This window comes from Streptomyces sp. NPDC021020 (assembly GCF_044333285.1).
In the GTDB taxonomy this organism is placed as follows: Bacteria; Actinomycetota; Actinomycetes; order Streptomycetales; family Streptomycetaceae; genus Actinacidiphila.
The window spans coordinates 710930-736674 of the sequence record NZ_JBIRQQ010000005.1 but is presented as its reverse complement, the minus strand read 5'-3'; the positions used below and the strand labels follow the sequence as shown (position 1 = coordinate 736674).

Annotated in this window: 18 protein-coding genes; 10 read left to right on the top strand and 8 right to left on the bottom strand. The window is 67.5% G+C overall.

The annotated features are described in order from the left end of the window. Positions 1 to 77 precede the first annotated feature (77 nt). From ACH4SL_RS18525 to ACH4SL_RS18510, 4 genes are all read right to left on the bottom strand, one after another. Positions 78 to 248, bottom strand: coding sequence for a winged helix-turn-helix domain-containing protein (locus ACH4SL_RS18525; RefSeq protein ID WP_398446616.1), 171 nt, complete (start codon positions 246 to 248; stop codon positions 78 to 80). After that, on the bottom strand, positions 194 to 448 hold the full coding sequence (locus ACH4SL_RS18520) for a helix-turn-helix domain-containing protein (RefSeq protein WP_398446690.1): 255 nt from the start codon (positions 446 to 448) through the stop codon (positions 194 to 196). The genes ACH4SL_RS18525 and ACH4SL_RS18520 overlap by 55 nt, the downstream gene beginning before the upstream one ends. A 170-nt stretch (positions 449 to 618) precedes the next feature. Beyond that, positions 619 to 1095 carry an SMI1/KNR4 family protein gene (locus ACH4SL_RS18515; protein WP_398446614.1) on the bottom strand — a complete coding sequence of 159 codons (477 nt, stop codon included), beginning with the start codon at positions 1093 to 1095 and terminating at the stop codon, positions 619 to 621. A gap of 34 nt (positions 1096 to 1129) precedes the next feature. Further along, positions 1130 to 7573, bottom strand: coding sequence for an RHS repeat-associated core domain-containing protein (locus tag ACH4SL_RS18510; protein ID WP_398446612.1), 6444 nt, complete (start codon positions 7571 to 7573; stop codon positions 1130 to 1132). Between the two features lie 684 nt (positions 7574 to 8257). Between ACH4SL_RS18510 and ACH4SL_RS18505 the strand changes: the two genes are divergently transcribed. Both ACH4SL_RS18505 and ACH4SL_RS18500 read left to right on the top strand, forming a co-directional pair. Beyond that, positions 8258 to 13012, top strand: a complete 4755-nt coding sequence (locus ACH4SL_RS18505; RefSeq protein ID WP_398446610.1) for a LamG-like jellyroll fold domain-containing protein — start codon at positions 8258 to 8260, stop codon at positions 13010 to 13012. Positions 13013 to 13182: 170 nt separating this feature from the next. After that, on the top strand, positions 13183 to 13716 hold the full coding sequence (locus ACH4SL_RS18500) for a CPCC family cysteine-rich protein (protein WP_398446608.1): 534 nt from the start codon (positions 13183 to 13185) through the stop codon (positions 13714 to 13716). Here ACH4SL_RS18500 and ACH4SL_RS18495 read toward each other — a convergent pair. After that, positions 13687 to 14409 carry an NUDIX hydrolase gene (locus ACH4SL_RS18495; protein WP_398446606.1) on the bottom strand — a complete coding sequence of 241 codons (723 nt, stop codon included), beginning with the start codon at positions 14407 to 14409 and terminating at the stop codon, positions 13687 to 13689. The two genes, ACH4SL_RS18500 and ACH4SL_RS18495, sit on opposite strands and share 30 nt — an antisense overlap. Before the next feature lie 85 nt (positions 14410 to 14494). Between ACH4SL_RS18495 and ACH4SL_RS18490 the strand changes: the two genes are divergently transcribed. The 7 genes from ACH4SL_RS18490 (at position 14495) to ACH4SL_RS18460 (ending at position 21993) form a co-directional block, all read left to right on the top strand. Continuing rightward, positions 14495 to 16249, top strand: a complete 1755-nt coding sequence (locus ACH4SL_RS18490; protein WP_398446604.1) for a hypothetical protein — start codon at positions 14495 to 14497, stop codon at positions 16247 to 16249. Then, a complete protein-coding gene (locus ACH4SL_RS18485; protein ID WP_398446602.1) occupies positions 16246 to 17178 on the top strand; it encodes a hypothetical protein in 933 nt (310 codons plus the stop codon). Before ACH4SL_RS18490 ends, ACH4SL_RS18485 begins: the two co-directional genes overlap by 4 nt. Before the next feature lie 35 nt (positions 17179 to 17213). Beyond that, the gene (locus tag ACH4SL_RS18480) at positions 17214 to 17879 is read left to right on the top strand and encodes a hypothetical protein (RefSeq protein ID WP_398446600.1); all 666 of its coding nucleotides are present in this window, start codon (positions 17214 to 17216) and stop codon (positions 17877 to 17879) included. 230 nt (positions 17880 to 18109) lie between these two features. After that, positions 18110 to 18859 carry a transposase family protein gene (locus ACH4SL_RS18475; RefSeq protein ID WP_398446598.1) on the top strand — a complete coding sequence of 250 codons (750 nt, stop codon included), beginning with the start codon at positions 18110 to 18112 and terminating at the stop codon, positions 18857 to 18859. A 184-nt stretch (positions 18860 to 19043) separates the two neighbouring features. Beyond that, positions 19044 to 19808: a DUF4365 domain-containing protein gene (locus ACH4SL_RS18470; protein ID WP_398446596.1), complete on the top strand. Its 765-nt coding sequence runs from the start codon at positions 19044 to 19046 to the stop codon at positions 19806 to 19808. Positions 19809 to 20266: 458 nt separating this feature from the next. After that, positions 20267 to 21058 carry an aminotransferase class IV family protein gene (locus tag ACH4SL_RS18465; RefSeq protein ID WP_398446593.1) on the top strand — a complete coding sequence of 264 codons (792 nt, stop codon included), beginning with the start codon at positions 20267 to 20269 and terminating at the stop codon, positions 21056 to 21058. Between the two features lie 77 nt (positions 21059 to 21135). Next, the gene (locus tag ACH4SL_RS18460) at positions 21136 to 21993 is read left to right on the top strand and encodes a formylglycine-generating enzyme family protein (RefSeq protein WP_398446591.1); all 858 of its coding nucleotides are present in this window, start codon (positions 21136 to 21138) and stop codon (positions 21991 to 21993) included. Between the two features lie 84 nt (positions 21994 to 22077). Here the strand turns inward: ACH4SL_RS18460 and ychF are convergent, their stop codons facing one another. Next, positions 22078 to 23166, bottom strand: coding sequence for a redox-regulated ATPase YchF (gene ychF / locus ACH4SL_RS18455; protein ID WP_398446589.1), 1089 nt, complete (start codon positions 23164 to 23166; stop codon positions 22078 to 22080). Between the two features lie 184 nt (positions 23167 to 23350). Here ychF and ACH4SL_RS18450 point away from each other — a divergent pair, with 184 nt between their 5' ends. Beyond that, on the top strand, positions 23351 to 23962 hold the full coding sequence (locus tag ACH4SL_RS18450; protein WP_398446587.1) for a DUF6542 domain-containing protein: 612 nt from the start codon (positions 23351 to 23353) through the stop codon (positions 23960 to 23962). On the opposite strand, the gene ppgK is transcribed toward ACH4SL_RS18450, so the two are convergent. Next, entirely contained in the window at positions 23883 to 24626 is a 744-nt protein-coding gene (gene ppgK, locus ACH4SL_RS18445; protein ID WP_398446585.1) for a polyphosphate--glucose phosphotransferase, read from the bottom strand. The genes ACH4SL_RS18450 and ppgK overlap by 80 nt on opposite strands. Before the next feature lie 108 nt (positions 24627 to 24734). Beyond that, entirely contained in the window at positions 24735 to 25715 is a 981-nt protein-coding gene (locus ACH4SL_RS18440) for a 4-hydroxy-3-methylbut-2-enyl diphosphate reductase (protein WP_398446583.1), read from the bottom strand. Positions 25716 to 25745: the final 30 nt, after the last annotated feature.

Below are 25745 nucleotides of genomic sequence, written 5' to 3'. Positions count from 1 at the left end.
CCGCCCTGCGCGTACCTCACGAACCCAGAGCTACCGGAGCCCACCCACCGCCGTCAGGCGAACGGCTCCGACATCACTCAATCAAGTTCAGTACTGCCGAGGACGCCGGCGTAGTGCTGCCAGCTCCAGCCGTGCCGCTTCAACAGCTGCCAGGTGCCCTCGACCGCGTAGGAGACATGGAACAGCCGCCCGATCAGCGTCTTGATCCGCGCCAGGGTCCATCGCTGGTCCGTCCACCCGTGAGCCAAAGGGCCGCGCTCCAATTCCCGCTCCAGCTTGGCGATCTGGGCTTCGCTGAGCCGCCCGGTCTTCCCGGCGACCCCTTCGGCAGGAGCCCAACCTCTCCACTCTCGCGCCAGGCTCGGGGCCATCGCTCGATCGACCGAACGCTGATCCGCAGGGCAGCGGCGATCTCCGCGTTCTTCTGCCCGCCCTCGAAACGCTCCACAGCCTGGAGCCGTAACCGCTCCCGCGTGCTTCTCTCGGCGTCGGTCAACCCGCCGCCCTGCGCATACCTCACACCCCAGGGCTACTGGTGCCAGCACCCAACTGCCAGGCGAACGACCCCGACATCACCCAATCAAGTTCAGTAGCACCGGTCACCGGACTGCGCCGATACTACGACAGAGAGAAGTCGTAAATAAATTCCGTAAAAGAATTTGCAGTGAAGTCAGGAATCGATTGCGATTCCGCCACGCAGAAGATTGGTGGATTACCTACTCCATCTTCAGGATTCATATAGAAGTACATGTACCCTTGATGTGAAGCGAAGACCAATGCATCACTCAAGTCAACATCTATTCCGAATTCAGCCACCATATCCCGTGCGCGACTTTTGATCCCTAGGATATCTGGGAATAGAATAACTTCAGCTCCGAAGAGTCCCCCCGCCTCCAAGCCCATAAACCTCAGGAAACGCTCATACTCCGCGGGAAGTCTCACCCCTTGATCCAGCTCCACCGCAAAGAGCTGACTGTCACTAAGCCCTGAGATAGGCGCAGTGGCCAACACCCCACGGGCCGAGTACCGGCGCAGGACTTCGGCAAAATCGGACGCCCGGTCCCCGTCGAAAAGATCAGAGAATTGCTCACCCAAGCCAGTTACCTTCTTCCACAAAAGACTACTCCACTTACCCCACTCCAATGCGAAGCCAGATATTCGGATACTTCTGGGAAAATTCCCTGTAGACATCCTGGCAGGATCCACAAGCATTGAAGTTTGTAGTTATTGTAAGCACGCCTCTCGTACTAGTCTTATCTCCGAGCCTAGCAGCCACGTCCTCAAGGATCTTGTACTCGGCGTCGGTATCACGAGGGATCTTACCACCCTTGACAGGGTGCGGGTGAAAAACCGGATCCTCCGGCACATCAACAAATCCATCATACTTTTTATTGCCGCTGATAGATCTATAGGTCACAGACTCGCCAGTTTCGACATTCTGGAAAACCCCGGCCCCAATCGCTTTATCTTTTGAGTAGGCGTGGTAGTCTTTGAAATCTCTGATCCATTTGAGATTCGTCTCGATGATCGCATCATGTATGTCGCCTAGCCGCTTAGATGCATCCACGAATTTACCGGCAGCCACAAGTTCTGTCAGCGCTCGCGAGAGGCCCTTCAGTACGGAATTGTCCCCGAGAGTGAGTATCGTAATCCCGGTCATCGTGCATCCCCACGCCGCACCGTTTGCGCAACTCTCAGCGTCGGGGATTGGGGACATCCCGTAAATCATCGAGAGTAGCGGGTCACGAGGGGTTTGCACCCAGCTAGGAACTGGAAAAGCGGGTGCATTGGGGCTAGGATTGGGCAGTTTATGTGATGCCGTAGAATCTGAGGTGTCAACGAGTGGCGACGGTATAAGGCCGCCACCGTCGCCTGGGGACGTGACGCCGTACTTCAGCGGGAGGGGCGTGCCTCTTTCCTTGGGATGCGCGGCGAAATAGCCGGCTGCTTGCGAAGAGCCCGTTTTGCAGTCGCCGTCGCAGGCTCCGAGGGGGCGGAGGCCGGTGGGGTCGGCTTGGCCGATGGGGTTGTCGCGGGTGTAGGTGTAGCCGTTGAGGAGTTGGTCGTCGGTGGCTTCGAAGAGGGGGTCAAGGCTGATGAAGCGGCCGAGGGTGGGGTCGTACTGGCGGGCGCCGAGTTGGGTGAGGCCGGTGGTCTGGTTGTCGGGGGCGTTGAGGAAGCCGCGGTTGTCGGACCAGCTGACCTCGGGGCCGCGGGTGTCGCCGTAAGGGGTGAACTGGCGCCAGACCGGGTTCTGGGCGGTGTTGTCGAGGTGGATGCCGTTGGTGCCGTGCAGGTCGCCGAACTCGAAGCCGTAGTTGGCGCCGGTGCCGGTGCGGACGACTGTGCCGCCGCCGGGCAGCGCGATGTAGCGGACGCCGGTGGTGGTGTTGGTGGCGGTGTTGAGGGTGATCTGCTGGCCGGGCAGGTACAGGACGGTGCTGCCGGGGTCCTTCTGGAGCAGGACGTTGCCGTCGGCATCGTAGACGTACGAGGTCGTGCCCGAGGCAGGGGTGGTGATCTGGGTGAGGCGGTCGGTGTCGTCCCAGGCCATGGTCTGGGTACCGGTGGCCGGGGTGGTGCGGGTGACCATGTTGCCCACGTCGTCGTACGTGTACGACGTGGCGGCGGTGCTGCCGCCGGTGGACTGGGTGCTGGTGAGGGTGTGGGGCTGGTCCTTGCCGTTCTCGTCGTAGCCGTAGGACGTGGTGGTGTCCGCCCCACCGGTGGTGGCGTGCTCGGTCTGGCTGGTGCGCTGGCCGAGGATGTCGAAGGTCCAGCTCGTCCAGTACGCCGTGCCGCCGGCGAGCTGGTCACCGACCTGCGCGTGAGCGGCGGCGGTGGGCTGGGCGGCGCAGGAGTCGGTGGCGGTCCAGGCCTGGGTGAGGCGGTCGAGGTGGTCGTAGGTGTAGCACTGGGTCTCGGTCGCCGCGGTGTTGCCCAGGCGGGTGCTGGTCTGCCGGGTGATGTTCCCGGCCGGGTCGTAGGTGTAGGCCTCTTCGTCCAGTGCGGCCGGAATCGTGGTCCGGGACAGCAGCTGGTCGGTGAGCGCACCGGTGTGGGGGTCGTAGGTGTTGGTCAGGTACGACGGGTTGGTGCCGCTGGCGATCTTCTCCTGGAGCACCTGCCCGTAGGCGGAGTACGTGGTGTCCTGGCCGTACCCGTAGGAGGTGTCGCCGATACCGGCGGGAAGGTCCAGGGCAGTGCTGTAGGTGTGCTGGACGATCTGCGCCGGCAGGCCGGCGCCCAACGGGTAGTTGTCGCTGTAGAGCAGGCCAGTACGGTCGCTGTAGGTGTGCTTGATCGTCCAGGTCTTGCCCAGTGCGGTGCCCTCGGCGGCCGGGATGGTGACCGATTCGCCAAGTGATTCGCCGAAGGCGTTGAAGCCGAGTTGCTGGGTGACGTACGCGGACCCGCCGCTGTAAGAGGTCTCGGTGGTGAGCTGCCCGATCGCGTGGGTGACCCCGGCCACCACGTTGTCGTTGTCGTACACCCACGACGCGACCTGGTTCGCCGACGCCTGCGCGTCCAGCGGCGCCCCGTACTGGGCCGTCTTGCGGTCCAGCGCGTCGTACACGAACGACGTGCTCTTACCCCGGGCGTCGGTGGTCTGCGTGACGTTGCCGTTGTCGTCGTAGAGCATGCTGCTCTCACCGGCGTCCGGATCGGTCTTGCCGACGGCGCGGCCCAGCAGGTCGAATGTGGTGGACCAGGTACTGCCGCCACTGGTGACGGTGTCCTGTTTGCCGTGGCCGTCGTAGCCGTAGGTGATCGCGTTGGACGTGCCGCCGCTGACCGACCACAGACCGGTGAAGGTGTTCGCCGGCTTGGTTACTGTGGGCGGTGTGCTGTAGGAGGCGACGGACACCGTCCGGCCCATGGGGTCGGTCGTGGTCGATTTGACCGTGCCGCCCTCCGGTGGGATGACCGTGGTGGTGTCGCCGTTGTACACGGTGGTCGTGGTCTGCTTCGGAACCGAGTACGCGTCGGACTCGTCCACCACCGTGCGGCCCAGGCCGTCGAAGGTGAACAGGTCCTGGTTCGCGATCTCCGAGTCCTGCGCCGACGCGATGTCCAGGGCCGGGAAGTGGTCCTTGTCCCACCACGCGTTGTTCTTCTTACGCACCCAGCCGTGCGAGTCGTAGACCGACTCGGTGACCAGGCGCCCACCCTGCGGGGTGGGGGCCTGGGTCTGCCGCTCGCGGCCGAGGGAGTCGGAGAGCGAGACAGAGGTGACGTAGCCCAGCGCATCGTTCAGCGTCTTGGTCGTCACCCCCGACAGTTCCGTCTGCGACACGGTGTACGTGAACAGCGCATCGGCTGGCTGGCTGGTCGGGCGGTTGTGGGCCCAGGCGGCGGTGGTGCGGCCGAGGGTGTCGTACTGGACGGTGCTGACCAGTCCGTTGGCGTCGGTGGTGGTCAGGGTCAGGTCGCGGGCCGGGTCGAGTGTGGTGCTCGCGCGCTGGCCCTTGGCGTTGGTGACCGTTGTCGAGGTCGTCAGCCCCGCTGTGTCGAGGGTGTAGGCGGTGCTGGTCTTGTTGCCGTTGGCGTCGTAGGCAGCAGTTGCGCGCCCGTACGTGTCGTACGTGGCGCGGCTGCTGGTGAGCCAGGTGAAGGCTCCGGCCACGTAGCCGGACGCGTTCTGGACCATCGTGACGTCACCGGTGGTGGGCGTCGTGGCCTGCGGGAAGGTGGTGGCGAAGGTCGGGTCGTCGTAGAAGGTCCGGCTCGCCGAGACGACCTGGTCCGGGCGGGTCACGGAGGCCGGGGCGCCCAGGCTGTTCAGGGACTTGGGGACGCTGGCGACGCTGTTCTCGGCGAAGCCGGAGCAGGCGACGGAGTCGGTCTCCTGCTGGGAGACCAGCCCGATGACGTTTTTCGCGGTGTTCGCCGGGGCGTAGGTGGTGGAGGTGCACTGGTCGTACGCGCTGTTCACCGGGACGGTGTGGGCGTACGCGCGCAGCGGCAGGGCGAACGTCGCGCTCGTGAGAGCGGTGTCGTAGGTGGTGTCGGTCTCGGTGTAGCGCCACTTCGTGGTGCCGCCGTCGGTGAGGGCCTGGCGGGTCCAGGACTCGGCGGGCTGTACGGCGTGCGCGGTCAGGTCCGGGATGCCGGTACGGGCGCGGGTCGCGGTCGCCGGGGACACCCAGTAGGAGCTGACGGTGGAGTTGGTGACGGCTCCGCCGTCGCCGAGGTAATCCGTGGATTCCAGCGGGCTGCCGGCGAGCTGGTCGCTGTCGGTGTGCTGGCCACCCTGGGAGTCGGTGAGCGTCACCGAACGGGTCGAGGAGGCTGAGAGCCAGTCGCTGTCCATGCCGCGGTAGTACGTGGCCACCGACTTGGTCTGCGGGTCGTCGGAGCCGTCGCCGGTGCGGGTGGTGACGGTGCCGTAGCCGCGGAACTGGCCCCAGGTGCGGTACTTGGGCTTGACGACCTCGTTGTCGTCGTGGTGCCAGGCCGCGCCGCCGGTGTAGTCGTAGAACGCTTCCTGCTCGATGGCGCCGCCGGTGCTGTCGATCTGCGAGACCTGGGTGACGGCGTACTTCTCGAACCAGTCCGTGATCGGTGCGGCGTAGTCCTTCGGCGTCCACACCACCGGGTAGCAGGACTTGGTGTTGCTCGATGCCGAGGCGCTCGCCACGTACGCGGCGGTGCACTCCTCCGGCAGTCCGTAGTGGACCGAGGTGACGCCGCCCATCTCGTTGGTGACCGCCGAAATGCGGTAGCGGTACAGGCCGGGAAAGTCCGAGGTGTCGACCCGGTTCTGCAGGTCGATACCGGCGAACTTCACGTCCGGCATGGTGATCGCGGTCGCGGTGCCGCCGGGCGAGGCGTGGTTGCCGGTGTGGGTGATCGAGGACAGCCACAGGGTCGGCGAGGTGCCGTCGCCGGTCGCCGGCTCCGTCTCGTGCAGGGTGTAGGTGTCGACCGGCTGGAACTTGCCAGCCGCGACCGAGTACTGGTTCGTCGTGATCGACGCCAGACGGACGGTGGAGAAGAACGAGGGGGACTGCTGCTCGCAGTCCTTGCCCTGCGCGCACACCAGGTCGAAGGGAACGTCCGGGTACTGGGACGCCGCGGTGCTGCTGGACAGGGCGTCGCAGGTGGCGAGGGTGCAGCGGGGCGCGGTGGTGAAGACCACCTGGTCGGGCACGGTGCCGTAGGCGCCGCCGTCACGGAAGCCGTAGTCGATCCGGGCCAGGTAGGAGTCGCGGACGTACGGGACGTCGTGCGCGCCCTTGTCCTGGCCGTAGTAGTTGGTGTCCTGGTGGTAGTAGTACGCCATTGCGTCACCGTGGGTGTCGGTGACGTAGTCCAGGTGCCAGCGGTAGGCCATCGTGCACACGGACGAGGTGAAGCCCGCTGCGTCGTAGCAGGGGTCTCCGGAGTGCGCCGAGTACACGGGCATGCTGTCGACGGAGTTGGTCGTGGCCTTGCCGGAGCTCCAGCCGGGAAGCTGGTTGCGGCCGAACTGGTAGACGGTGCCGTCCCGTTCGGTGAGCGTCCAGTAGTCCGTGTTGTACGTCCCCGTGCCGTTGGCGGAGTTGGTGACGTGCTTGACGACCTCGCCGTTGTCGGCCGCGGGCTTCCAGTCGCCGGTCTTGTCGTCCTTGACCAGCGAGGTCGAGGAACCGCTCAGCGACAGCGTCAGCAGCGGGCCCGCGTAGCACTCGTCACCGGTCACGACCGGGGAGGCCGTGCCCTCCGGATCGTCGGCGCAGGAGGCGAAGGTCTGCTCGATGAAGGAGTCCGGGGTGCTCCAGCCGTCACCCGCCCACGAGGCCTGGGCCTGCGTCGAGGCGGTCTGGCCGTCCACCGCACCGGAGTCGTAGCCGAGGTCGGCCGTGGGCTGCAGACTCCCTGACTGGCCCGGCAGCGACACCGGGTAGCCGTAAGTGAACGAACCCGACGAGCCACCCGCCGACCACGATCCCGAAGGCTTCAACGACGTCGCGGAATACGTCCCCGCACCACTGTCCGTGGAAGCGGTCGCCGCCAGCACCGTCGCGGTGGCCGCGGCCGGCTGCGACGACGGGACTGCGGCCAGGCTCAGCGTCGTCGCCACCGTGTCCGCGCCGTCGTGGGCGGTCGGCAGCGGTGTCTGCGTACGGCAGGACGCCACGTCCGGCGTCGTCAGCGCACACGCCGGGAGCCGTACGAGCTTGAGGCGGGAGGCGTAGTTGCCGCCATAGGCCGGGGCGAACGACCCCGCGTCCACGCCGACTTGGACGTCCCCGGACCCGCCCAGGGCCGAAGCGACGCTGAAGACGACGCCGTTGACACCGAGCTTCGTCGCGTCACCGTGCGGCAGCACCGTGACCTCGACGCTGCCCGGGCCCTTGTACGCGCCCTTCTTCGGCGCAACGGCCCGCGCCCACACCGGCGTTCCGGACGCCGAGGCTTTCGCGCCCGAGGCCGCCTTGCCCGCCGGAACGGCGAGATCGGCCGTAGCGGTGGCGGCTGCGGGCCAGTGGACAGGCTTGGCGTGGAAGGCCCGCTTGGTGTCGTCGGCGACCTTGACCTTCTTCGCCTTCAGGCTCGTCACGTGCGAGACCGGCTTGACGTCGTGCACGGGCGGCGGACCGGCGCGGCCGGGAGACGACACCGCCGGGCTCGCACTCGCCAAGGACACGGTGACCGCGAGCGCCGCAGCGGCACCGATCCATCTGCTCCGAGACCGCACAGGCTCAAACCCGCGGCCGAACCACGCAACCCGCCCCATGAACGACACCGGTCCCATCTGTCCAAACCACCTGCAAGCAGGCATGACCAACCCCCGGCACACGACGAACCGGTGAAACGGCGATGACTATCGCATAGCGAAGAGGTTCAAGCCGAGCCCCTCATGTCCGGAATATCCGACTTGAAAATGTAATGTTTTCGTAAAGTCATCATGAAGGAAGTGTGCAAACCGGCCATATTTTTACCATTCCGCCCATTGGTAATCGGCCAACGCCCCACAACGAGGCAGCAAAACACCCAGGCGAGCGAGGGTTTTTCCGGTAATTGCCCACGCCATCGATCAGATTCCCTCGACCTCGACCCCTGCGGGCGCAAATCAGTCATCACTCCCATAGCGACCCTCGAATCGTCACGATCAGAATACGATTCTCGTCGCAATAATGGATCAGTGGGGCATTTCTTCGCACACTTCTCGTTCGCAGAGCCTTCACTCGCTGTCCACTGATGCGGTAAACCGGCCGACCTGCCCGTATCAGGGTCAGGCCGCGTCTCAACGAGTCATGGGAACTGTCACGTGAAGCCACGTCCTCAACGCCGCGTGCTCGGCGTCGTCCTCGCGGCGACGGTCAGCGCGTTGTCCCTCAGCGGGTGGTACTCGCCCGCGAGTGCCGACACACCGCCGCCGACCTCGTCCGACTCATCGTCAACCGCCCCGCTGGACGGGCCGCATGCCTCGCTCAAGGCACAAGCGATCGGCAAGGCCGTGACCGTGGACGCGGCCACCAGTCCGACCGTCCAGGAAGTCGCCAACCCGGACGGCACGTTCACCCGCACCGAGTCCGTGGCACCGGTGCGTAAATACGCCGACGGCGCGTGGAAGCCGCTCGACGCCACCCTGGTCCGTCGCTCGGACGGAACCGTGGCTCCTGCTCTGACCACCGACTCCCTCACGCTGTCCAGTGGCGGCAGTGGGCCGCTGGCCGAGATGAAGGACTTCGGTCGGTCGCTGTCGCTGTCGCTACCGACCTCGATCACATCCCTGCCGGCGCCTTCGTTGGACGGCCCGAGCGCCACCTACTCGGATGTCTTCCCGGACGTCGACCTCAAGGTCACCGCCGACACCCAGGGCGGGTTCTCCGAAGTCCTCGTCGTCAAGAACGCCCAGGCGGCAGCCAACCCGGCGCTGGCCACCCTCAACTTCCCGGCGAACGCCCGCAATCTCAGCCTGTCCGCCGACACAGCCGGCAACATCAGGGCCAAGGACACCTCCGGCGCCACCGTCTTCTCCGCCCCGGCCCCCCTCATGTGGGACTCGGCCACCACCGAATCCGGCGTCGCTGCCCGTTCCGCTCTCGCAGGTGAGGACGGCACGGACTCGCCCGCGTCGGGTTCCGGCGACCCAGCCACCTCCAGCGAGCAGGCCCCCGGAACGAACGCCCACGTGGCGTCCGTCCAGGCCGAGTACGCCTCGGGTGCTATCCGGCTCACGACGGACGCCAACGTCCTGACCGGCGACTCGACGGTCTACCCCGTCTACATCGACCCGTCCTACTCCGCGAGCGGCGGCAAGCTACAGGCCTGGACCTACGTCGACTCCCACCACCCCGACACCAGCTACTGGGGCACCGACCGCGAGCTGCGCGTCGGATACCAGGGCTGGCCGGACGACGAGTTCTACAAGGCCGAGGCCTTCGCCCGGCTGTCGGTGAGCAGCCAGATCTACGGTGCGACGATCGTGTCGTCCACCTTCTACGCCACCGAGACCTACGCGCCCTCGTGCACCACCAAGACACCGGTCGAGGTGTGGCAGACCGGGGCGATCTCCGGGGACACCACCTGGAACCACCGGCCGACGTGGCAGACCGAGCTCGACACCCAGACCGAGGCCTATGGCTACGGCTCCGCCTGCCCCGCTCACTCCATCGGCTGGGACATCAAGTCCGCCATGCAGTCGATCGCCAACGCCAAGACCGCGAGCAGCATCACCCTCGGCCTGCGCGCGAGCGACGAGGACGACAAGTACGGGTGGAAGAAGTTCGACCACACCACCCTGTCGATCTCGACCACCTACGACCACAAGCCGAACACCCCGTCGGGCCTGACGACCTCTCCCGCCACGAGCTGCAGCGCTGTAAAGACAGTCGGTGACGGCGACGTCACGCTCTACGCCAAGGTCTCCGATCCCGACGGCGGCAACCTCACCGCGACGTTCACGGCCACCAAGACCACCGGCGGCGCGCAGATCGCCAAGGCCACCGTCTCCGCCCTCTCGGGCAAGACGGCCGCATACATCCTCAAGAAGTCCGTGCTTGAATCCGCGGCAGGCGGCTCCCTGCTGGGCGTCTCCTGGAACGTCACCACATCAGACGGCACCTACACCTCCGCGACGTCCTCGACGTGCAAGTTCCAGTTCGACAACTCCCGGCCCGGCGCGCCGGTCGTCACCGACTCCACCGGGCTGCAGTGCAGCGACCCCGACAGCACGGCGAACTACCAGGTCGGGGTCCCGGCCACCTTCACCCTTTCCCCGAGCGCAGGCACGGCACCGGCCAGCTACATCTACCAGCTCAACGGCGCGGCCCCCGTCAACACCATGGACACCACGCTCAGCATCACCCCCACCCGGGGCACGAACGTGCTCTACGTGACGGCCCTTTCGCCCGGCGGCAACATCGGCGACAGCGGCAACTGCGTGATCTACGCCTCGCCCCCGGCCACCGCCACCGACGGCGACATGAACGGCGACGGCACACCCGACCTCACCGTCGTCGGCAAGCAGGCGGGCCTGCCCAGCGGCCTGTGGCTCGTCAACGGCACCTCCGCCGGCCAGATCACAGCAGCCGCCACCAACCTCGGCACGCAGGGCACCGGCACCAGCCTGACCGGCTCGGCGTCCGACTGGGACGGCACCCAAGCCGTCACCGGGCATTTCGGCACCGGAGCCGGATTCAACGACGTCCTCGACTACAACCCCTCCACCGCCTACGGCATCATCCTGTACGGCAACGGCGACGGATCACCGCTGAGTCCTTACAGCGGTGACGAGATCAACGTCAACTACACGGTGTTCGTCGATCAAGCTGGAAACACCGCCACCAGCGTCACCACCGGCGGCAACCTGTACCACGTTCTCAACGGGGAACCCGCGACCGGCTACCCCGATCTGCTGCTGATCGACAACGGTCAGCTCTGGGACGAACCCGGCTTCCCCTTCCCGGGGGCCTTCGGCGGCATCGACAACGCCCTCCCGATCTCCGCCACTAGCCCCACTGGTACCGGTGACTGGACCGGCTGGACCATCACCGCCGCCCTCACCACCGACGGCCTGCCGGGCATGTTCGCCCGCAACACCACCAGCGGCGCCCTCTACTACTACTCCCCCGCCGACCTGGAAAACCTCGCTCTCGGCTCCCCCGCCGCCCCCGTCCAGATCGCCGCAAGCGGCTACACCGCCGCCGCGCTGCCCGTCCTGCAGGCCACTGACCTCGACGGCGACGGCACCCCGGACCTGCGCACTGTCAGCTCCACCGGGACCGTGACCCCGCGCATCTTCACCAACAGCAGCCTCGCCTCCCAGCCCACCCACACCCTCGCGCCCGCCGCCCACGCCTGGCCGCTCTCGGACAGCAGCGACGGCACGGTGGACACCGCGGCCGACACCGTCGGCACCCTCGCCCTGCACGGCGGCGGCACCGGCGCCGTCTGGAACGACAGCGACGACCTGCACAGCCCGGACGTCGACCTCGACGGCACCAGCACCGGCGTGCTCACCGCCACCGGACAGGCCGTCACCACCAACACGGCCTTCACCGTCTCCGCCTGGGTCAAGCCCGACGCCATCGGCAACCGGGTCGTCGAGCAGGAAGGCAGCGTCGTCCCCGGTTTCGAGCTTTACACCAACCCCACCGACGGCGTCTGGGGCTTCGCCATGCCGCAGGGCGACAACACCACAGCGGCCTGGGACATCACCACATCGCACCCGCACTCCGCGATCGCCGGCGTCTGGTCCCACGTGACAGCCACCTACAACCCCGCCACCTCCACCATGTCCCTCTACATCGACGGAGCCCTCCAGGGCACCGTCACCCACACCACCACCTGGAAGGCCACCGGCCCCTTCGACATCGGCGAGTATTTCTACAACGGCGCCCACAGCAGCTACTTCAACGGCCAGGTCTCCGACGTCCAGACCTGGAACACCGCCCTCACGCCCGCCCAGATCACCGACATCGGCTGGGCCCAGCCGTCCGCCATGCCCTCCGGGCCGCTGACGTCGAAGGTCGCGGGCAAGTGCGCGGACGACCCCAGCGGCGCCCCGACGAGCGGCACCATCGTCGAGATCTACACCTGCAACGGCAGCCCGTCCCAGAACTGGACGGTCTACCCCAACGAGACGATCCGCCCCGGTGCCCACGGCAACGTCTGCGTGGACGTCGTCTCCGGCGGCATCAGCGCCGGCTCCCCCGTCGAGCTCTACACCTGCAACGCCACCCCCGCACAGCAGTGGCAGCTCCTGCCCGACGGCCAGGTCCGCAACCCCCACTCCGGACTGTGCCTGGCCGACCCCGGCGCCTCCACCACCGACCGCACCCAGCTCACGCTGGCCGCGTGCGACAAGTCCACCGCCGTGACCTGGACACCCCCGCAGGCCGGCCCCACCAACCAGTGGAAGCTCGACGAGACCAGCGGCACCACCGCGCACGACGCCGTCAACGTCAACCACGCCACCGCCACCAGCGGGGTCACCTGGGGCACCAGCACCGACACCACCGGCCGCGCCATGCCCGCCGCCACCCTCGACGGCACCGGCTCGATCACCACCTCCCGCTGGGACATCGACACCACCGCGAGCTTCACCGTCTCCGCCTGGGCCAAGGTCACCGACCTCGGCAAGAACCAGGCCGTCCTGTCCGAAGGCACCACCAACAGCTACGCCTTCGCCCTCTCCTACTCCACGACCCTCCACGCCTGGACCTTCACCCGGTCCACCGCCGACACCACCAACCCCACCCTCATCCGCTCCAAGTCCACCGACAACCCCGCCATCCCCACCCCCGCGGCCAACACCTGGACCCACCTCACCGGCGTCTACGACACCACCACCGACCCCACCCACCCCACCATCCGCCTCTACGTCAACGGCACCCTCGCCAGCACCACCGCCTACCCCACCACCCCCTGGGACGCCCGCAACAGCCTCACCATCGGCCGAGCCCTCACCAACGGCACCTTCACCGACCCCATCACCGGCTCCGTCGCCGACGCCCGCCACTACGACCGCGCCCTCACCGACCAGCAGGCCTACAGCCTTTACCACGACGCGGCCTGACCACCTAGCGCAAACAGGCCTGCCTCCGCGGACGAGAACCGTCCACGGAGGCAGGCCCTCGGCACCACCACGCGCCGTCCGACGCGTCCGCTACACGTTGAACCGGAACGTATCCGGGCCGGACCTGACCTGCGGCGGAGCGCCGATCGTGGCTCTGACCAGGCAATCTGGTGTTGGCATGCGTTGGCCTCCGACGGGGGTTTACGGGTGTCCTGCGGACCGGTCGGACGACCGCGGGAGCAAATGTGTGGCGCGCCGGCCGGGTCTTCAACGAGGCTCCTGGGGTGAGCGAGCGCTACCCCTGCCCCTGCTGCGGGCACCGCGTCCTTGACGCAATGCCCGGCTCCTTCGAGATCTGCCCCATCTGCTTCTGGGAGGACGACGACGTCCAGTTCCGCTGGCCAACCGCCGCTGTCGGAGCGAACCGGGTCTCCCTCATCGAAGCACAGCGCAACTACCAAAGCTTCGGCGCCTGCGACCAGCACGGACGGAAGTACGTCCGCCCGCCAGCCGAGGACGAGCCGCTGGACCACGCCTGGCGCCCCATCGACCCGGAACGCGATTCGAACGGCGACCCCGCATCGTGCGGGAATCAACGTCAAATGGCCGGTTCGCGGAAAACCGGAGCCGATCGGTGTGCTGGCCACAGGCGCGGGACCGAACCCGCACTGGACCTATGCGCTGGGCCCACCGCTCCGAAGTAGCGGCGGGCTGAGCAGCCATGCGTCCCCACGGTTGTAGAGGGCGGCTGGGCGGCCGGTGGGGGGTAGTCGCTGTTCTCCGGTGGGGCGCACGAAGCCTTTGGTGTTGAGTACCTTGCGGCGGAAGTTGCTCGGGTCGAGGGGTTGCCCCCAGATCACCTCGTAGACCGTACGCAGCTCGCTCAACGCGAACGACTCCCCGCAGAAGGCCGTGGCGATGGCGGTGTACTCGAGCTTCCTGCGGACCTCCTCCAAGGCGTCCGCGAGGATATCGGCGTGGTCAAAAGCCAAGTGGTCGGTGGCGCCGAGGAGTTCTGCTACTGGAGTCCAGTAGGCGCGTTCGGCGTCGGTGCCGCCCACGGGCACGGGAAGGTCCGGCCCCAGGGCGAGGTAGGCGACGGTGACCACGCGCCCTCTCGGGTCGCGTGGCGGATCCCCGTAGGCGCCGAGTTGCTCCAGGTGGAGCTGGCTGCCGTCGATCCCGGCCTCCTCCCGCAGCTCGCGCAGCGCCCCTGCACGAAGGGTCTCGCCTTTACGGACGTAGCCGCCGGGCAGCGCGGCTCGGCCGAGGTACGGCTCCCGCCCGCGATCGATCAGGAGCACCATCAACCGATCGCTCCTGACGGTGAAGATCGCCAGGTCCACGGTCACCCACGATGGCTCCACCTCGGCGGAACCCTCCATCCGGTCGTTCATCAGATTCCCTAAAGGTCATGTTGACTTAAAGATGCCGAGCATTTATGGTCTCATGGACCTTAACCCTGCGAGGTAGGGGCACAGCATGATCACCGCACATGCACTGCCAGCCAAGGAATCGGTCGGAGAACCCACCGCCGCAACCCGCCACTTATGCGCGGGCGTATACGTCGACGAGCGGTTCCGTGACCTCGTGATCGACGAGGTGTGCACTGCCCCGTACCGGAGGGTCGCCCCCTCCTACGGGTTCGACATCGTCCCCGTCATGCGCCACGCCTGGCGGGCCGCGGCGCTGTCCGCCGTCCTCCGCTCGGCTCTCGTGGGAGCGGTAGTCGTCCCGGCCCTGACCGGAGCCCTGCCGTGCGCCGTCCTCGTCGGGTGCGGTCTCGCCCTGCTCTGGCTGCTGCGCGTCACGAGGGTGCTGCGGGAAGCCGATCGGGAGCGGCAGCCGAAGAAGGTGTCGAAGCGCCGCGAGTGGGAACACGCGATCATCAACAGCGACTTCCTCGGTCTGCTCTTTCCCGACAGGAAGACCCAGAAGCCGCCCGTGTTCCGACGGATCCGCGTCGTCGCGCTCTCGGTCGCCGCGACCGGCGCGGCCGTCGCGGTCTCCGATCCGAGCCAGGCGCTGGCGGCCCTGGCCGTCGCCGCTGGCATGGTGGTTGTGTGCCTGGGAGTAGGCGCCACGAGGCAGTTAATGCTCAACCACATCTACCGGGCGCAGAATCTCCGGCCCGGACGCCTGTCCGGTCGGCAGCGGGCGGCGGACCTTCAGCAGCGTCACGCCTGCGCGGTCTACCGCCGGCCCCGCCACAGCGAGGACGACGACAACGATGAGGAGGATCTGACCTTCTTCACCCTCTTCGGGGACACATCGCCCTTCATCGGGGCCGGTGAACTCATCTACCAGTGGAACCCGCCGATGGGCATCCAGCTGCTGCGCCCGAGCGACGACGACGGCGCATCGCTCCATGACCTGGAACACCGGGAACCGCCTTTCCAGGCGCACGAGCTGGTCGACCACCTGCGCGAAGCGGTGCGACTGCTCGACACCGACAGCCAGGAAGTCCGGCTTCCCACCCAAGTACGCGACCGCGTCTACGTGGCCGAGACCGATGTGGCGGCGGACCCGTCCCTTCTCGCCCGGCCCTTGGACGAGGCCGAGCTGCGGGACGTCATCAACACCCCGGGAACCAGGCGGCACCACTTCCTCGAAGTCACGACCCCCATGGCGGGGTCGGAATACGTGGCGACCGTCCTGCTGCGCGTCAACGTCCAAGGAAGGACCTTGAGTATCTCCATGGCGGCCTGCGTTCTCGCCCACACGCCGCGCTCCTTCCAGCGGACCGAGGAATTCGGTCAGCACGGCGCCATGGCCGTGGTCTGGTCCGCGTTCCGCGAACTGCGAGCGCTGCCGAAGGAGATTCAGAAGTCGTGGCGGGTCGTCCGGCACCTCGGCGCTCTGGGCAAGGCTGCCGTGCTCCCTCGCGACCTCACCAGCGAGCCGAGACGCAACTTGCTGGTAGGAAGCCGGGTGAGCATCAGGGAGACGTCGAGTCAGGCGTGGTCCAAGGTGCAACTGGAAAAGAGCGAGATCCTTGGACAGATGAAGACGATCGAGCGGAGGCTGCTCCGGGCCGCCAGTGACTTCCTCTCCACCAAGGACGTGGACATATCCGAGTTCACCAATCGGGCCATGAAGATCATCAACAGCGGGATCTTCAACTTCGGCGACAACAACAGCTTCAACAACAACGCGGTGGGCGACTCTGCCCACGTCGGCGTCGCGGGGAATCAGCCCGTGGGCTCCGGCGCACCCAGCGGAGGAGGAAATCAGTGACCGACAACCGAGGCATTGTCAGCAAGGGGAACGGCAACCACTTCAGCAACAACGCTGTCGGAGAAAACGCCAGGGTTTTCGGGGAGGCCGTTCCTCCTCGCATCGACACCCCAGCGAGCGGCAGCTCGGGAGAGGCCGAGCCCACAGCCACATGGGACATCGGGGTGGTCACCATTCTCAGCGAAGAATTACGCTCCGTGGTAGACGAGTTGGACCTGCGGCGCCACAGGGAACCCGGCGGCCTCTACTTCTACCAGGGCAGCCTTGACAGCCCGGACTCGACTGTCAGTATCGTGGCCACCCAGAGCCAGAGCCCGGGCCAGCGCTCGGCAATGGCCGCCCTGGAGAACCTGCACCACCGCTACGCGCCGCGGCTGTGGGCCATGGTCGGCGTGGGCGGGGGCATCGACAGCGAGCGCGCCCGCATCGGCAACGTCATCGTCTCCACCGACGTCGTCTACTACGAGCACCGCAAGATCAACCCGCACGGTGAGGTCCGGCACCGCGGGGAGCACCGCCAGGCACCGGCCCCGGTCGTCCACGCCGTCAACGCCTTCTTCGCGGAGAACGGAATGCCGGCACACCTGCGCCGCCGGCTCCGCTCGCGCGCCAGGGAGGAATTCGATGTCTACCCGGGGCTGATCGGGTCGGGCGAAGCCGTCATCGCGGACGGGGACAGCGAGATCCGGCATTACCTCAAGACCTACCACGAAAAGGTCCTGGCCGTGGACATGGAAGCCGGGGGGCTCAGCCAGTACTGGCAGGAGCACTCCGTCCGCGGTGCGGAGAACCCCGGTTGGATCGTCATCAGAGGCGTGTCCGACAACGCCGACGAGAACAAGGGCCACGGGTATCACGAACTCGCGGCCCGAAACGCTGCGCACGTCCTGCGGGAGCTCATCCCGTTCATCTGCTCACCGCTTTCCTGACGAGCGACATCACGCAGTCACAGGAGATGGTTCGCATGACCCCCTTCCTCCTGGGGATAGTCAGTTCACTGGCAGCCAGCGCGATCGCCCTCGGGCTCGGCCTCCTCCGCGGCTCACGTCCACTGTGGTGGCTGATCGCCGCCTGCTCGTCGTTCACCGGCACCGGCCTCCGCCGCGTCTACCGACGCCAAGCGTCCGCCGAGCGGGACATCGCACGCGACCTTGAGCGCGCCCGCTGGATCAAGGTCCTCGCGGGGCGCGGAAACGTGCTCACCCGCGAGGCGTTCTCCCCAGTGTGGACCGGGGAGTTCTCACCCGACTCCGTCCAGGTCCTGCTCCCCGACTCCCAGGCCCGGCAGAACTCCTGGCTCGACCAGCGCTCACACGACGTGCAGCGGTTCGATCCCGGCTACACCCGGACCCTGCTCAGAGGCCAGGTACGGACGAACATGGACTACCTCACCCACGTCACGTCCGCACGAGGCAATGTCGAACTCCGCGAATTCAACCTGCCCAACACCTGCCGCGTGATCGCGACAGACCGAGCCGCCTTCCTGACCTTTTACAGCAGCTCCACGCACGGCAGGAACTCCCCCTGCCTGTACGTCCGGGCACCCGGACTGCTCTACTCCATCGCCCTCCAGCAGTTCGACACAGCCTGGACCCACAGCTCCCCCGTCCACCCGTTGCCTCGTCCCTGATGTGATCCTCTGAAGTGGCCGGGCACGAACGTCGAGACATCGAGGTACGTGGGTGGCGCGGTACCGCGGCTGGTAGCGCGGCGTCGTACCTTGGGGCGATCAGTTCAGCGGTCAGTGAGCTTCTTCGAGGTGGCCACCGATCGGGTGATGGCCGTGAGCCGCAACGGGCGAGGCCCCCGGGCTGTTGATCGAGATGTCTGACGTCTCAATCACGCTGCTCGGAGGCCTCGTTGGTCATCTATCCTGCCGCACTCGACCTGCCCCACGGGCTCGTGGAGTGGGTCACCATGCTCATCGTCACCCGCGAGGGTGACCGCCGCTGCAAGCTCCGCCCGTCGCATCGCGCGATGGTCGCACTGGTCTATCTACGAGAGCACACCACACTGGCGAAGATCGCTGCCGGGTTCGGGATCAGCGAGGCCACCGCCCACGCCTACACCAGCACGGTCATCACCCTGCTCGCAGAGCGGGCGCCGGGCATGCTGAAGGTCCTGCGCGAGACGGATCCCGAGTTCGTCCTGCTCGACGGCACCCTCGCCGAGTGCGACCGGGTCCGCGACAGTCGGGCCGACTACTCGGCCAAGCACCGCCGACACGGCGTGAACGTCCAAGTCGTCACCGACCCGGAAGGCCGACTGCTGTGGCTCTCACCCGCACTGCCGGGCCGAGCCCACGACCTGACCGCCGCCCGCACCCACCGCATCATCCGCACATGCGAACGCCAAGGCGTCCCCATCCTGGCCGACCTCGCCTACCAGGGCGCCGGCCCCTGGCTGACCACCGGCATCAAACGCAAGCCCCTGCAGGAACTCACCCCCACCGAGAAGACCCTCAACCGCGCCCTGGCCGCAGCACGGGCACCCGTCGAGCGCGGCGTCGCACGGCTGAAGTCCTGGCGGATCTTCCGCCGATCGCGGTGCAGCCCCAACCGCATGACGTCAATCGCCAAGGCCGTCCTCACTCTGGAGCGGCAACGCTGAAGAAGCTCAGTTAGGCAGTTGCTGGGAGAGGTTGCAGAGCAGCCGTCCGGTTTGAAGAGTTCGCTTTGCCCGACAGGTCAACCGCGGTTGTCCCGGGGCTGTCGGACTCGTGCAACGCAGCAGGTCCACGCCCGATGTCGGTGGTTGTCGTTAGCCTGGCCTCGCAAACACGCGAGGGGGGCAGATGCCGAAGGTGCCTGAAAGCCGACGTATCGGACGCGCGGCGGTGAATGAGGTTCGTGCACTACTGGAGCGCCATAGCCACATCGTGCAAGAGATCGATGGCAGCAACGACCACGGCGAAGATCTGCACGTAACCCTCGTCCGCGAGGGACAACGCACAGAGGACGCCTTTCTCGTACAGGTGAAGGGCGGAGCCTCTGTGCGGACCAGAAGAGGGCATCGAGTCAAAGTCGGCGATCACACGGAGAACTGGCGCGACGGCAATCTCCCCGTCCTCTGTGTGGTTCACGACCCAGAACGCGGCGGTCTCCTTTGGGCAAACGCTACTCGCCAACTTCGACGCGCCCAGGCGCTACGGAAGCCCCTGAGATCAATCGTTGTGGAATCCGAGGCCGTCCTAGATGACGCACATATGGCTGGTTTTGAACAGGCCATGCGATGGCGCCTTACCCGAGAGCGCGAAGGAGTCGGCCGATGGGCAGACATGGCCGACGTCGAGTTCGCTCCGGACGATATCGTGAAGCCCTTCGAGAACGAGGTCTTCGAACCAATGGTCTTCTGGCAACGTCGCGGTGACCCGTACTCTGTACTGCTCCACCATGATCTCGATTGGGAACCCATACCCATCCAAGAATGGATGCTTCGCTTCTCGCCAATTCCAATGGTCGGTCACATCATTCTGGATGACGCGGAAGCACACTGGCTCATGAGCTGCTTCAAGTCCACCGGATGGTGGCGTCAACCAATCACCGACAACTCCGTTTGACGTCGCAACTCATGCCCCGGGAGTTCACCAGCAGGTAAGCCAGAGTTGAGGATTGCACGGGCCCCCACCCTACTGATTGGCACGTTCGCGCCAATACGGCCCTGCATACGGGAGCACGGTAGAGGAGCAGCGCCCGAAGGGAGCGTTGACCGCCGATTTTTTCATAACCCATCACAACAAGGTAGTCGATTGGCGCGATTACCAGTCATGGCGTCAGACCGCCTATAGGGCAGGGCAGCTGACCTGTTCATGGGTCAGTATGGGGCACGAGACTCTCCTGTATGACGCATCGGCTCGCCGCACGGAGCGGCTGGCCGTTCAGTCACCAAGCGTGGTCACTCGGTGACAAGCGAACACCTTGCGGCGCGCAAGAGGGAAGGAAGTCCCAGTGAAGTTGACTCGTCAGTAATGCAGTTCAGGGTGCCGTACCGGCAAGGGACCCTGACATCCTGAGCGGCATGGCAACGCTCGACGAGAAGCCCGCAACAGCCGATGACGTCCTGCCCCTGGCCCTGACGAACTACGGACACTTCACGTCCATGCGCGTCGACGCCGACCGCACCATCCGCGGGCTGACGCTGCACATGGAACGCCTCGCACGGGACTGCAGGATCGTCTACGGCGCCGACCTCGACACGGGGCGCGTCCGCGACCACGTCCGCGAAGCCCTCGACGGGCAGGCCGGGCCGTGCGTCGTCCGCGTCACGATCTATGACCCCGCCGTCGAGATGGGCCACCCCGCCGACGCCGAGAACCCGAGCGTCCTGGTCACCGTCCGCCCGGCCGGCAAGCTGCCTCCCGCGCCGCTGCGGGCCATGAGTGTGCAGTACGAGCGCGACCTCCCCCACGTCAAGCACTGCGGCCTCTTCGGCGCCCTGCACGCCCGCCGCGCGGCCCAGCTCGCCGGGGCCGAGGACGCGCTGTTCGTCGGCCGCGACGGACTCGTGTCCGAGGGCGGCACCTGGAACGCCGCCTTCGTCGACGGCAACGGCGCCGTGGTGTGGCCGCAGGCTCCCGTACTGCCCGGCGTCACCATGGCCCTGCTGCAGCAGCACGCCACCGGCATCGAGCACCGCACCGCCACCGTCACCCTCGACCAGGCCAAGGCCATGGCAGCCGCGTTCGCCACGAACACCTCAATCGGTGTCCGTGCCCTGTCGGCCATCGACGACACCGAACTGCCGACGCAGAACCCCACCTTGGCCGCGCTCCGCGACGCGTATCTGTCCATCCCCGGCGAACCGCTGTAAGGCCGGGCACGGACGTGACGACGGGCGTCGCACGGTGGACCGGCCGGGAAGTCTTACTCCTGCGCCAGGCGCTGCGCATGAACGGAAAGGACTTCGCCGCCAAGGTCGGCATCAGCTCCCGGCAGCTCGTGAACTGGGAGGGGCGAGGCGAGTCGATCAAGCCCCACCCCGACAACCAGGCCGCACTGGACACCCTGCTCTCCACGTCACCCCCGGAGGCCCAGTGGCGGTTCGCGCAGTTCCTCACCGAGCAGGCCGCCGTGGGCCAGGACGAGCGCACCGAGGAGCTGCTGCGCCGCAATCCGCACGCCATAAGGCACCCGGTCGACGGCAAGATCATGGTCCTCGTCGAGGAGGGCATCTACCTCTCCGGCCCGCAGGACCGGTCGATCTGGGTGGACGCCTACCGCATCGACGTCTACCCGACGACGAACCTCGACTACGAGCGGTTCGTCGGCGCAACTGAACACCGGCCCCCGCAGCACTGGCCGGGTGGGCGCTGCCCCGGCGCCCTTCGCGACCACCCCGTCGTCTGGGTCACGTGGCACGACGCCGCCGCCTACGCCCGCTGGGCGGGCAAGGCGCTCCCCACCGCCCGGCAGTGGGAGAAGGCGGCCCGCGGCCCGAACGGGCGCGCCTATCCCTGGGGCGGCGACCCCACCGCCGCGAAGTGCAACACCGCCGAGTCGGGTATCGGCGGTACGACGCCCGTCGCCCGCTACCAGTCCGGCGTCAGCCCGTACGGAGTGCACGACCTGTGCGGCAACGTCTGGGAGTGGTGCTCCACCCCGGGCGCCGACGGGCCGGACCGATACCAGCTGAAGGGGTCGGCGTTCAGCAGCCCGTTCGAGCGCGCCACGCCGTCACGGGAGAACGTGGCCAGCGCCACGATGCAGGACAACGACACCGGCTTCCGCTGCGCCGCGCTCGCGTAGCACGACATCCGCGACGCCGGCGTGCCGGACCGCGTGAGCGCGCACCCCCTCCGCCGCAGGTCAGACGGCCTACAACCACCTCAACTAGACGTTGAAGCGGAACTCCACCACGTCCCCGTCCTGCATGACGTAGTCCTTGCCCTCCATGCGGGCCTTGCCTTTGGCTCGGGCTTCGGATACGGAGCCGGATTCGGTGAGGTCGGTGAAGGAGATGACCTCGGCCTTGATGAAGCCTTTTTGGAAGTCGGTGTGGATGACGCCGGCGGCTTCGGGGGCGGTGGCGCCGCGCTTGATTGTCCAGGCGCGGGATTCCTTGGGGCCGGCGGTCAGGTAGGTCTGGAGGCCGAGGGTTTCGAAGCCGACGCGGGCGAGGGTGGCGAGGCCGGGCTCGGTGGCGCCGACGGATTCGAGGAGTTCGAGGGCGTCGGCCTCGTCGAGCTCGGCGAGATCCGCTTCGAGCTTGGCGTTGAGGAAGATGGCCTCGGCCGGGGCGACCAGGGCGCGCTGCTCGGCCTTGAAGGCGTCGTCGGTCAGCTCGTCCTCGTCGACGTTGAAGACGTAGAGGAAGGGCTTGGTGGTGAGCAGGTGCAGGTCGTGGAGGAGGGCGGCGCGTTCGGTGCCCTGGAGGATGCCCTGGGAGAAGAGGGTGTCGCCGCGCTCCAGGATGGCCTGGGCCTCTTCGACCGCGGCGACCTTCGGGGCGACGTCCTTCTTGATGCGGGACTCCTTCTGGAGCCGCGGCAGGACCTTCTCGATGGTCTGGAGGTCGGCGAGGATCAGCTCGGTGTTGATCGTCTCGATGTCGTCCTTCGGCGAGACCTTGCCGTCGACGTGGACGACGTTCTCGTCCTTGAAGGCCCGGATGACCTGGCAGATCGCGTCGGACTCGCGGATGTTCGCCAGGAACTTGTTGCCCAGGCCCTCGCCCTCGGAGGCGCCGCGCACGATGCCGGCGATGTCGACGAAGTCGACGGTGGCGGGCAGCACCCGGGCGGAGCCGAACACCTCGGCGAGCTTGTCCAGGCGCGGGTCGGGGACGCCGACGACGCCGACGTTGGGCTCGATCGTCGCGAACGGGTAGTTGGCCGCGAGCACGTCGTTCTTGGTGAGGGCGTTGAAGAGCGTCGACTTGCCGACGTTCGGCAGGCCGACGATTCCGATGGTGAGCGACACTGGCGACTTCCCGTTGCTTCCGCGGCGGCCCCGTGGCGGGCCGCGCGCCCTCCGGACGGGCGCGCCGCCAGTCTACGGGGCCCGGGCCGGGCGACCGGCCCCCGCTTCGAACACCGGCGCCCAGGCGGGGGAATGTCGCCGCAGGCTGCCGGATTTCCGGACGGGATACAAATACGCTGAGTAGGTGGATCAACACAGTGCGCGTACGGGAGGGCCCGGCGCCGGCGCCGACGCGCCCGTCGCCCCGCGGCCCGCTCCCGCACCCCCCGCGGGCGGCAAGGCGGGCGGCAAGGCGGGCGGGGCCAGCAGACCGCGCGGGCCCGGCGGCCGCAAGACCAGGGCCGCCGCCCTCCTGCGCCGGCTGCGCGCCCTGCGCCGCCCCCGCCCGCGCCTCACGGGCCTGGGCACCGGCGTGCTCACCACCCTCGTCACCGTGCTCGCGGGCGCCCTGGACGCCCTGCTCTTCGACGGGCCCGGCGTCTTCTTCGGCGTCGTCTTCGTCCTGGTGAGCGTGACCGCGGCGGTGTACGTGCGGCCGTACGACCTGGTCGCCGCCCCGGTGTCGGCACCGATCGCCTTCGCCGTCGGGATCGCGCTGACCGCCGACAGCGGCGACGGGAGCTTCGTCGGGCATCTGCTCGGGCTCTTCACCGGGCTCGCCCTGATGACGGGCTGGCTCTACACCGGCACGGTCGCGGCGGCGGTGATCGTCGCCGTCAGAGCTTTGCGGCTGCCATCGCGGCGCCGACGATCCCGGCGTTGTTCTGCAGCTCCGCGGGAACGATCTCCGCGCTGAGCCCGTGGCCGTGCAGGTAGGGCAGGAACTTCTCGGCCTTGCGGCTCACCCCGCCGCCCAGCACGAACAGATCCGGCGAGAAGAGCATCTCCACGTGCGCGAGGTACTTGCGCAGCCGGTGGCCCCAGTGCTCCCAGCTCAGGTCCTCGTCCTCGCGCGCCTTGACCGAGGCGCGCGACTCCGCGTCGTGGCCGTGCAGCTCCAGGTGGCCCAGCTCGGTGTTGGGGACGAGGCGGCCGTCGACGAAGACGGCGCTGCCGATGCCCGTACCGAGCGTGAGCACGACGACCGTGCCCCCGCGGCCGCGGCCGGCGCCGAAGGTCATCTCGGCTATGCCGGCGGCGTCCGCGTCGTTCATGACGACGACCGGCAGGCCGAGCCGCTCGCTGAGCGCCGCGCGGGCGTCGACACCGATCCAGGCCTTGTCGACGTTGGCGGCGGTGCGCGTCACGCCGTCCACCACCACGCCGGGGAAGGTCACCCCGAGCGGCCCCGACCAGCCGAAGTGCGCCACGACGTCCGCCACGCCGTCGATCACGCCGTCGGGCGTGGCCGGATGCGGGGTCGGCACCTTGTACCGCGCGTCGGCCAGGTCGCCCTTGTCGAGGTCGACGGGGGCGCCCTTGATGCCCGTACCGCCGATGTCCACACCGAACACGTTCATGACCTCCAGGCTAGAGGCGGGCCGCGGACCTCACCTCTCGTGGCTCCCCCCGCGGGAGGCGAACAGCAGAAAACCGGGTCTTGTCCGTACGGGAAAATCCCGCAGTCCTTACGAGGCTTCCCCGGTCGCGGCCTCCGCACGCAGATCCCGCCGGAGTTCCTTGGGCAGCGAGAACTGGATGTGCTCCTCGGTCGAGGTGACGACCTCCACGTCGCCGTAGCCGCGCGCGGCCAGCCACTCCAGCACCCCGTCGACCAGGATCTCGGGCACGGACGCGCCGGAGGTGACGCCGATGGTGCGGACGCCCTCCAGCCAGGCCGCGTCGATCTCGTCGGCGAAGTCGACCAGGTACGCGGCGTCCGCGCCGGCCTGGAGGGCGACCTCGACGAGCCGGATCGAGTTGGAGGAGTTGCGCGAGCCGACGACGATCACGAGGTCGGCGTCCGCGGCGATCTGCTTGATCGCGACCTGGCGGTTCTGCGTGGCGTAGCAGATGTCGTCGCTGGGCGGCGAGAGCAGGTTGGGGAAGCGGTCCTTGAGCGCGTCGACCGTCTCCATCGTCTCGTCGACGGACAGCGTCGTCTGGGAGAGCCACACGACCTTGTTCTCGTCGCGGACGGTGAGCCCCGCGACGTCCGCCGGGCCGTCGACGAGGTGGGTGCGCTCGGGCGCCTCGCCCATCGTGCCGATGACCTCCTCGTGGCCCTCGTGTCCGATGAGGAGGATGTCGTAGTCGGAGTCGGCGTAGCGGACGGCCTCGCGGTGCACCTTGGTCACCAGCGGGCAGGTCGCGTCGATGGTGGCGAGGCGGCGGGCCCCGGCCTCCTCGTGGACGACCGGCGCGACGCCGTGCGCGGAGAAGATGACGATGGAGCCCTCCGGCACCTCCTCCGTCTCGTCGACGAAGATCGCGCCCTTCTTCTCCAGCGTCTGCACGACGTACTTGTTGTGCACGATCTGCTTGCGCACGTAGACGGGGGCGCCGTACTGCTCGAGCGCCTTCTCGACGGTGATCACGGCCCGGTCGACGCCCGCGCAGTACCCGCGGGGGGCGGCGAGCAGGACGCGGCGGCTGGCTTCGGTCGTCATGCCGACCATCGTACGGGGGTGCGCTTGGCG

Coding starts and splice junctions, on each gene's coding strand:
- ppgK (WP_398446585.1), bottom strand. CDS start 24,626: ATGAACGTGTTCGGTGTGGACATCGGCGGTACGGGCATCAAGGGCGCC.
- ACH4SL_RS18460 (WP_398446591.1), top strand. CDS start 21,136: ATGAACGGAAAGGACTTCGCCGCCAAGGTCGGCATCAGCTCCCGGCAG.
- ACH4SL_RS18490 (WP_398446604.1), top strand. CDS start 14,495: ATGATCACCGCACATGCACTGCCAGCCAAGGAATCGGTCGGAGAACCC.
- ACH4SL_RS18440 (WP_398446583.1), bottom strand. CDS start 25,715: ATGACGACCGAAGCCAGCCGCCGCGTCCTGCTCGCCGCCCCCCGCGGG.
- ACH4SL_RS18495 (WP_398446606.1), bottom strand. CDS start 14,409: ATGAACGACCGGATGGAGGGTTCCGCCGAGGTGGAGCCATCGTGGGTG.
- ACH4SL_RS18470 (WP_398446596.1), top strand. CDS start 19,044: ATGCCGAAGGTGCCTGAAAGCCGACGTATCGGACGCGCGGCGGTGAAT.
- ACH4SL_RS18465 (WP_398446593.1), top strand. CDS start 20,267: ATGGCAACGCTCGACGAGAAGCCCGCAACAGCCGATGACGTCCTGCCC.
- ACH4SL_RS18480 (WP_398446600.1), top strand. CDS start 17,214: ATGACCCCCTTCCTCCTGGGGATAGTCAGTTCACTGGCAGCCAGCGCG.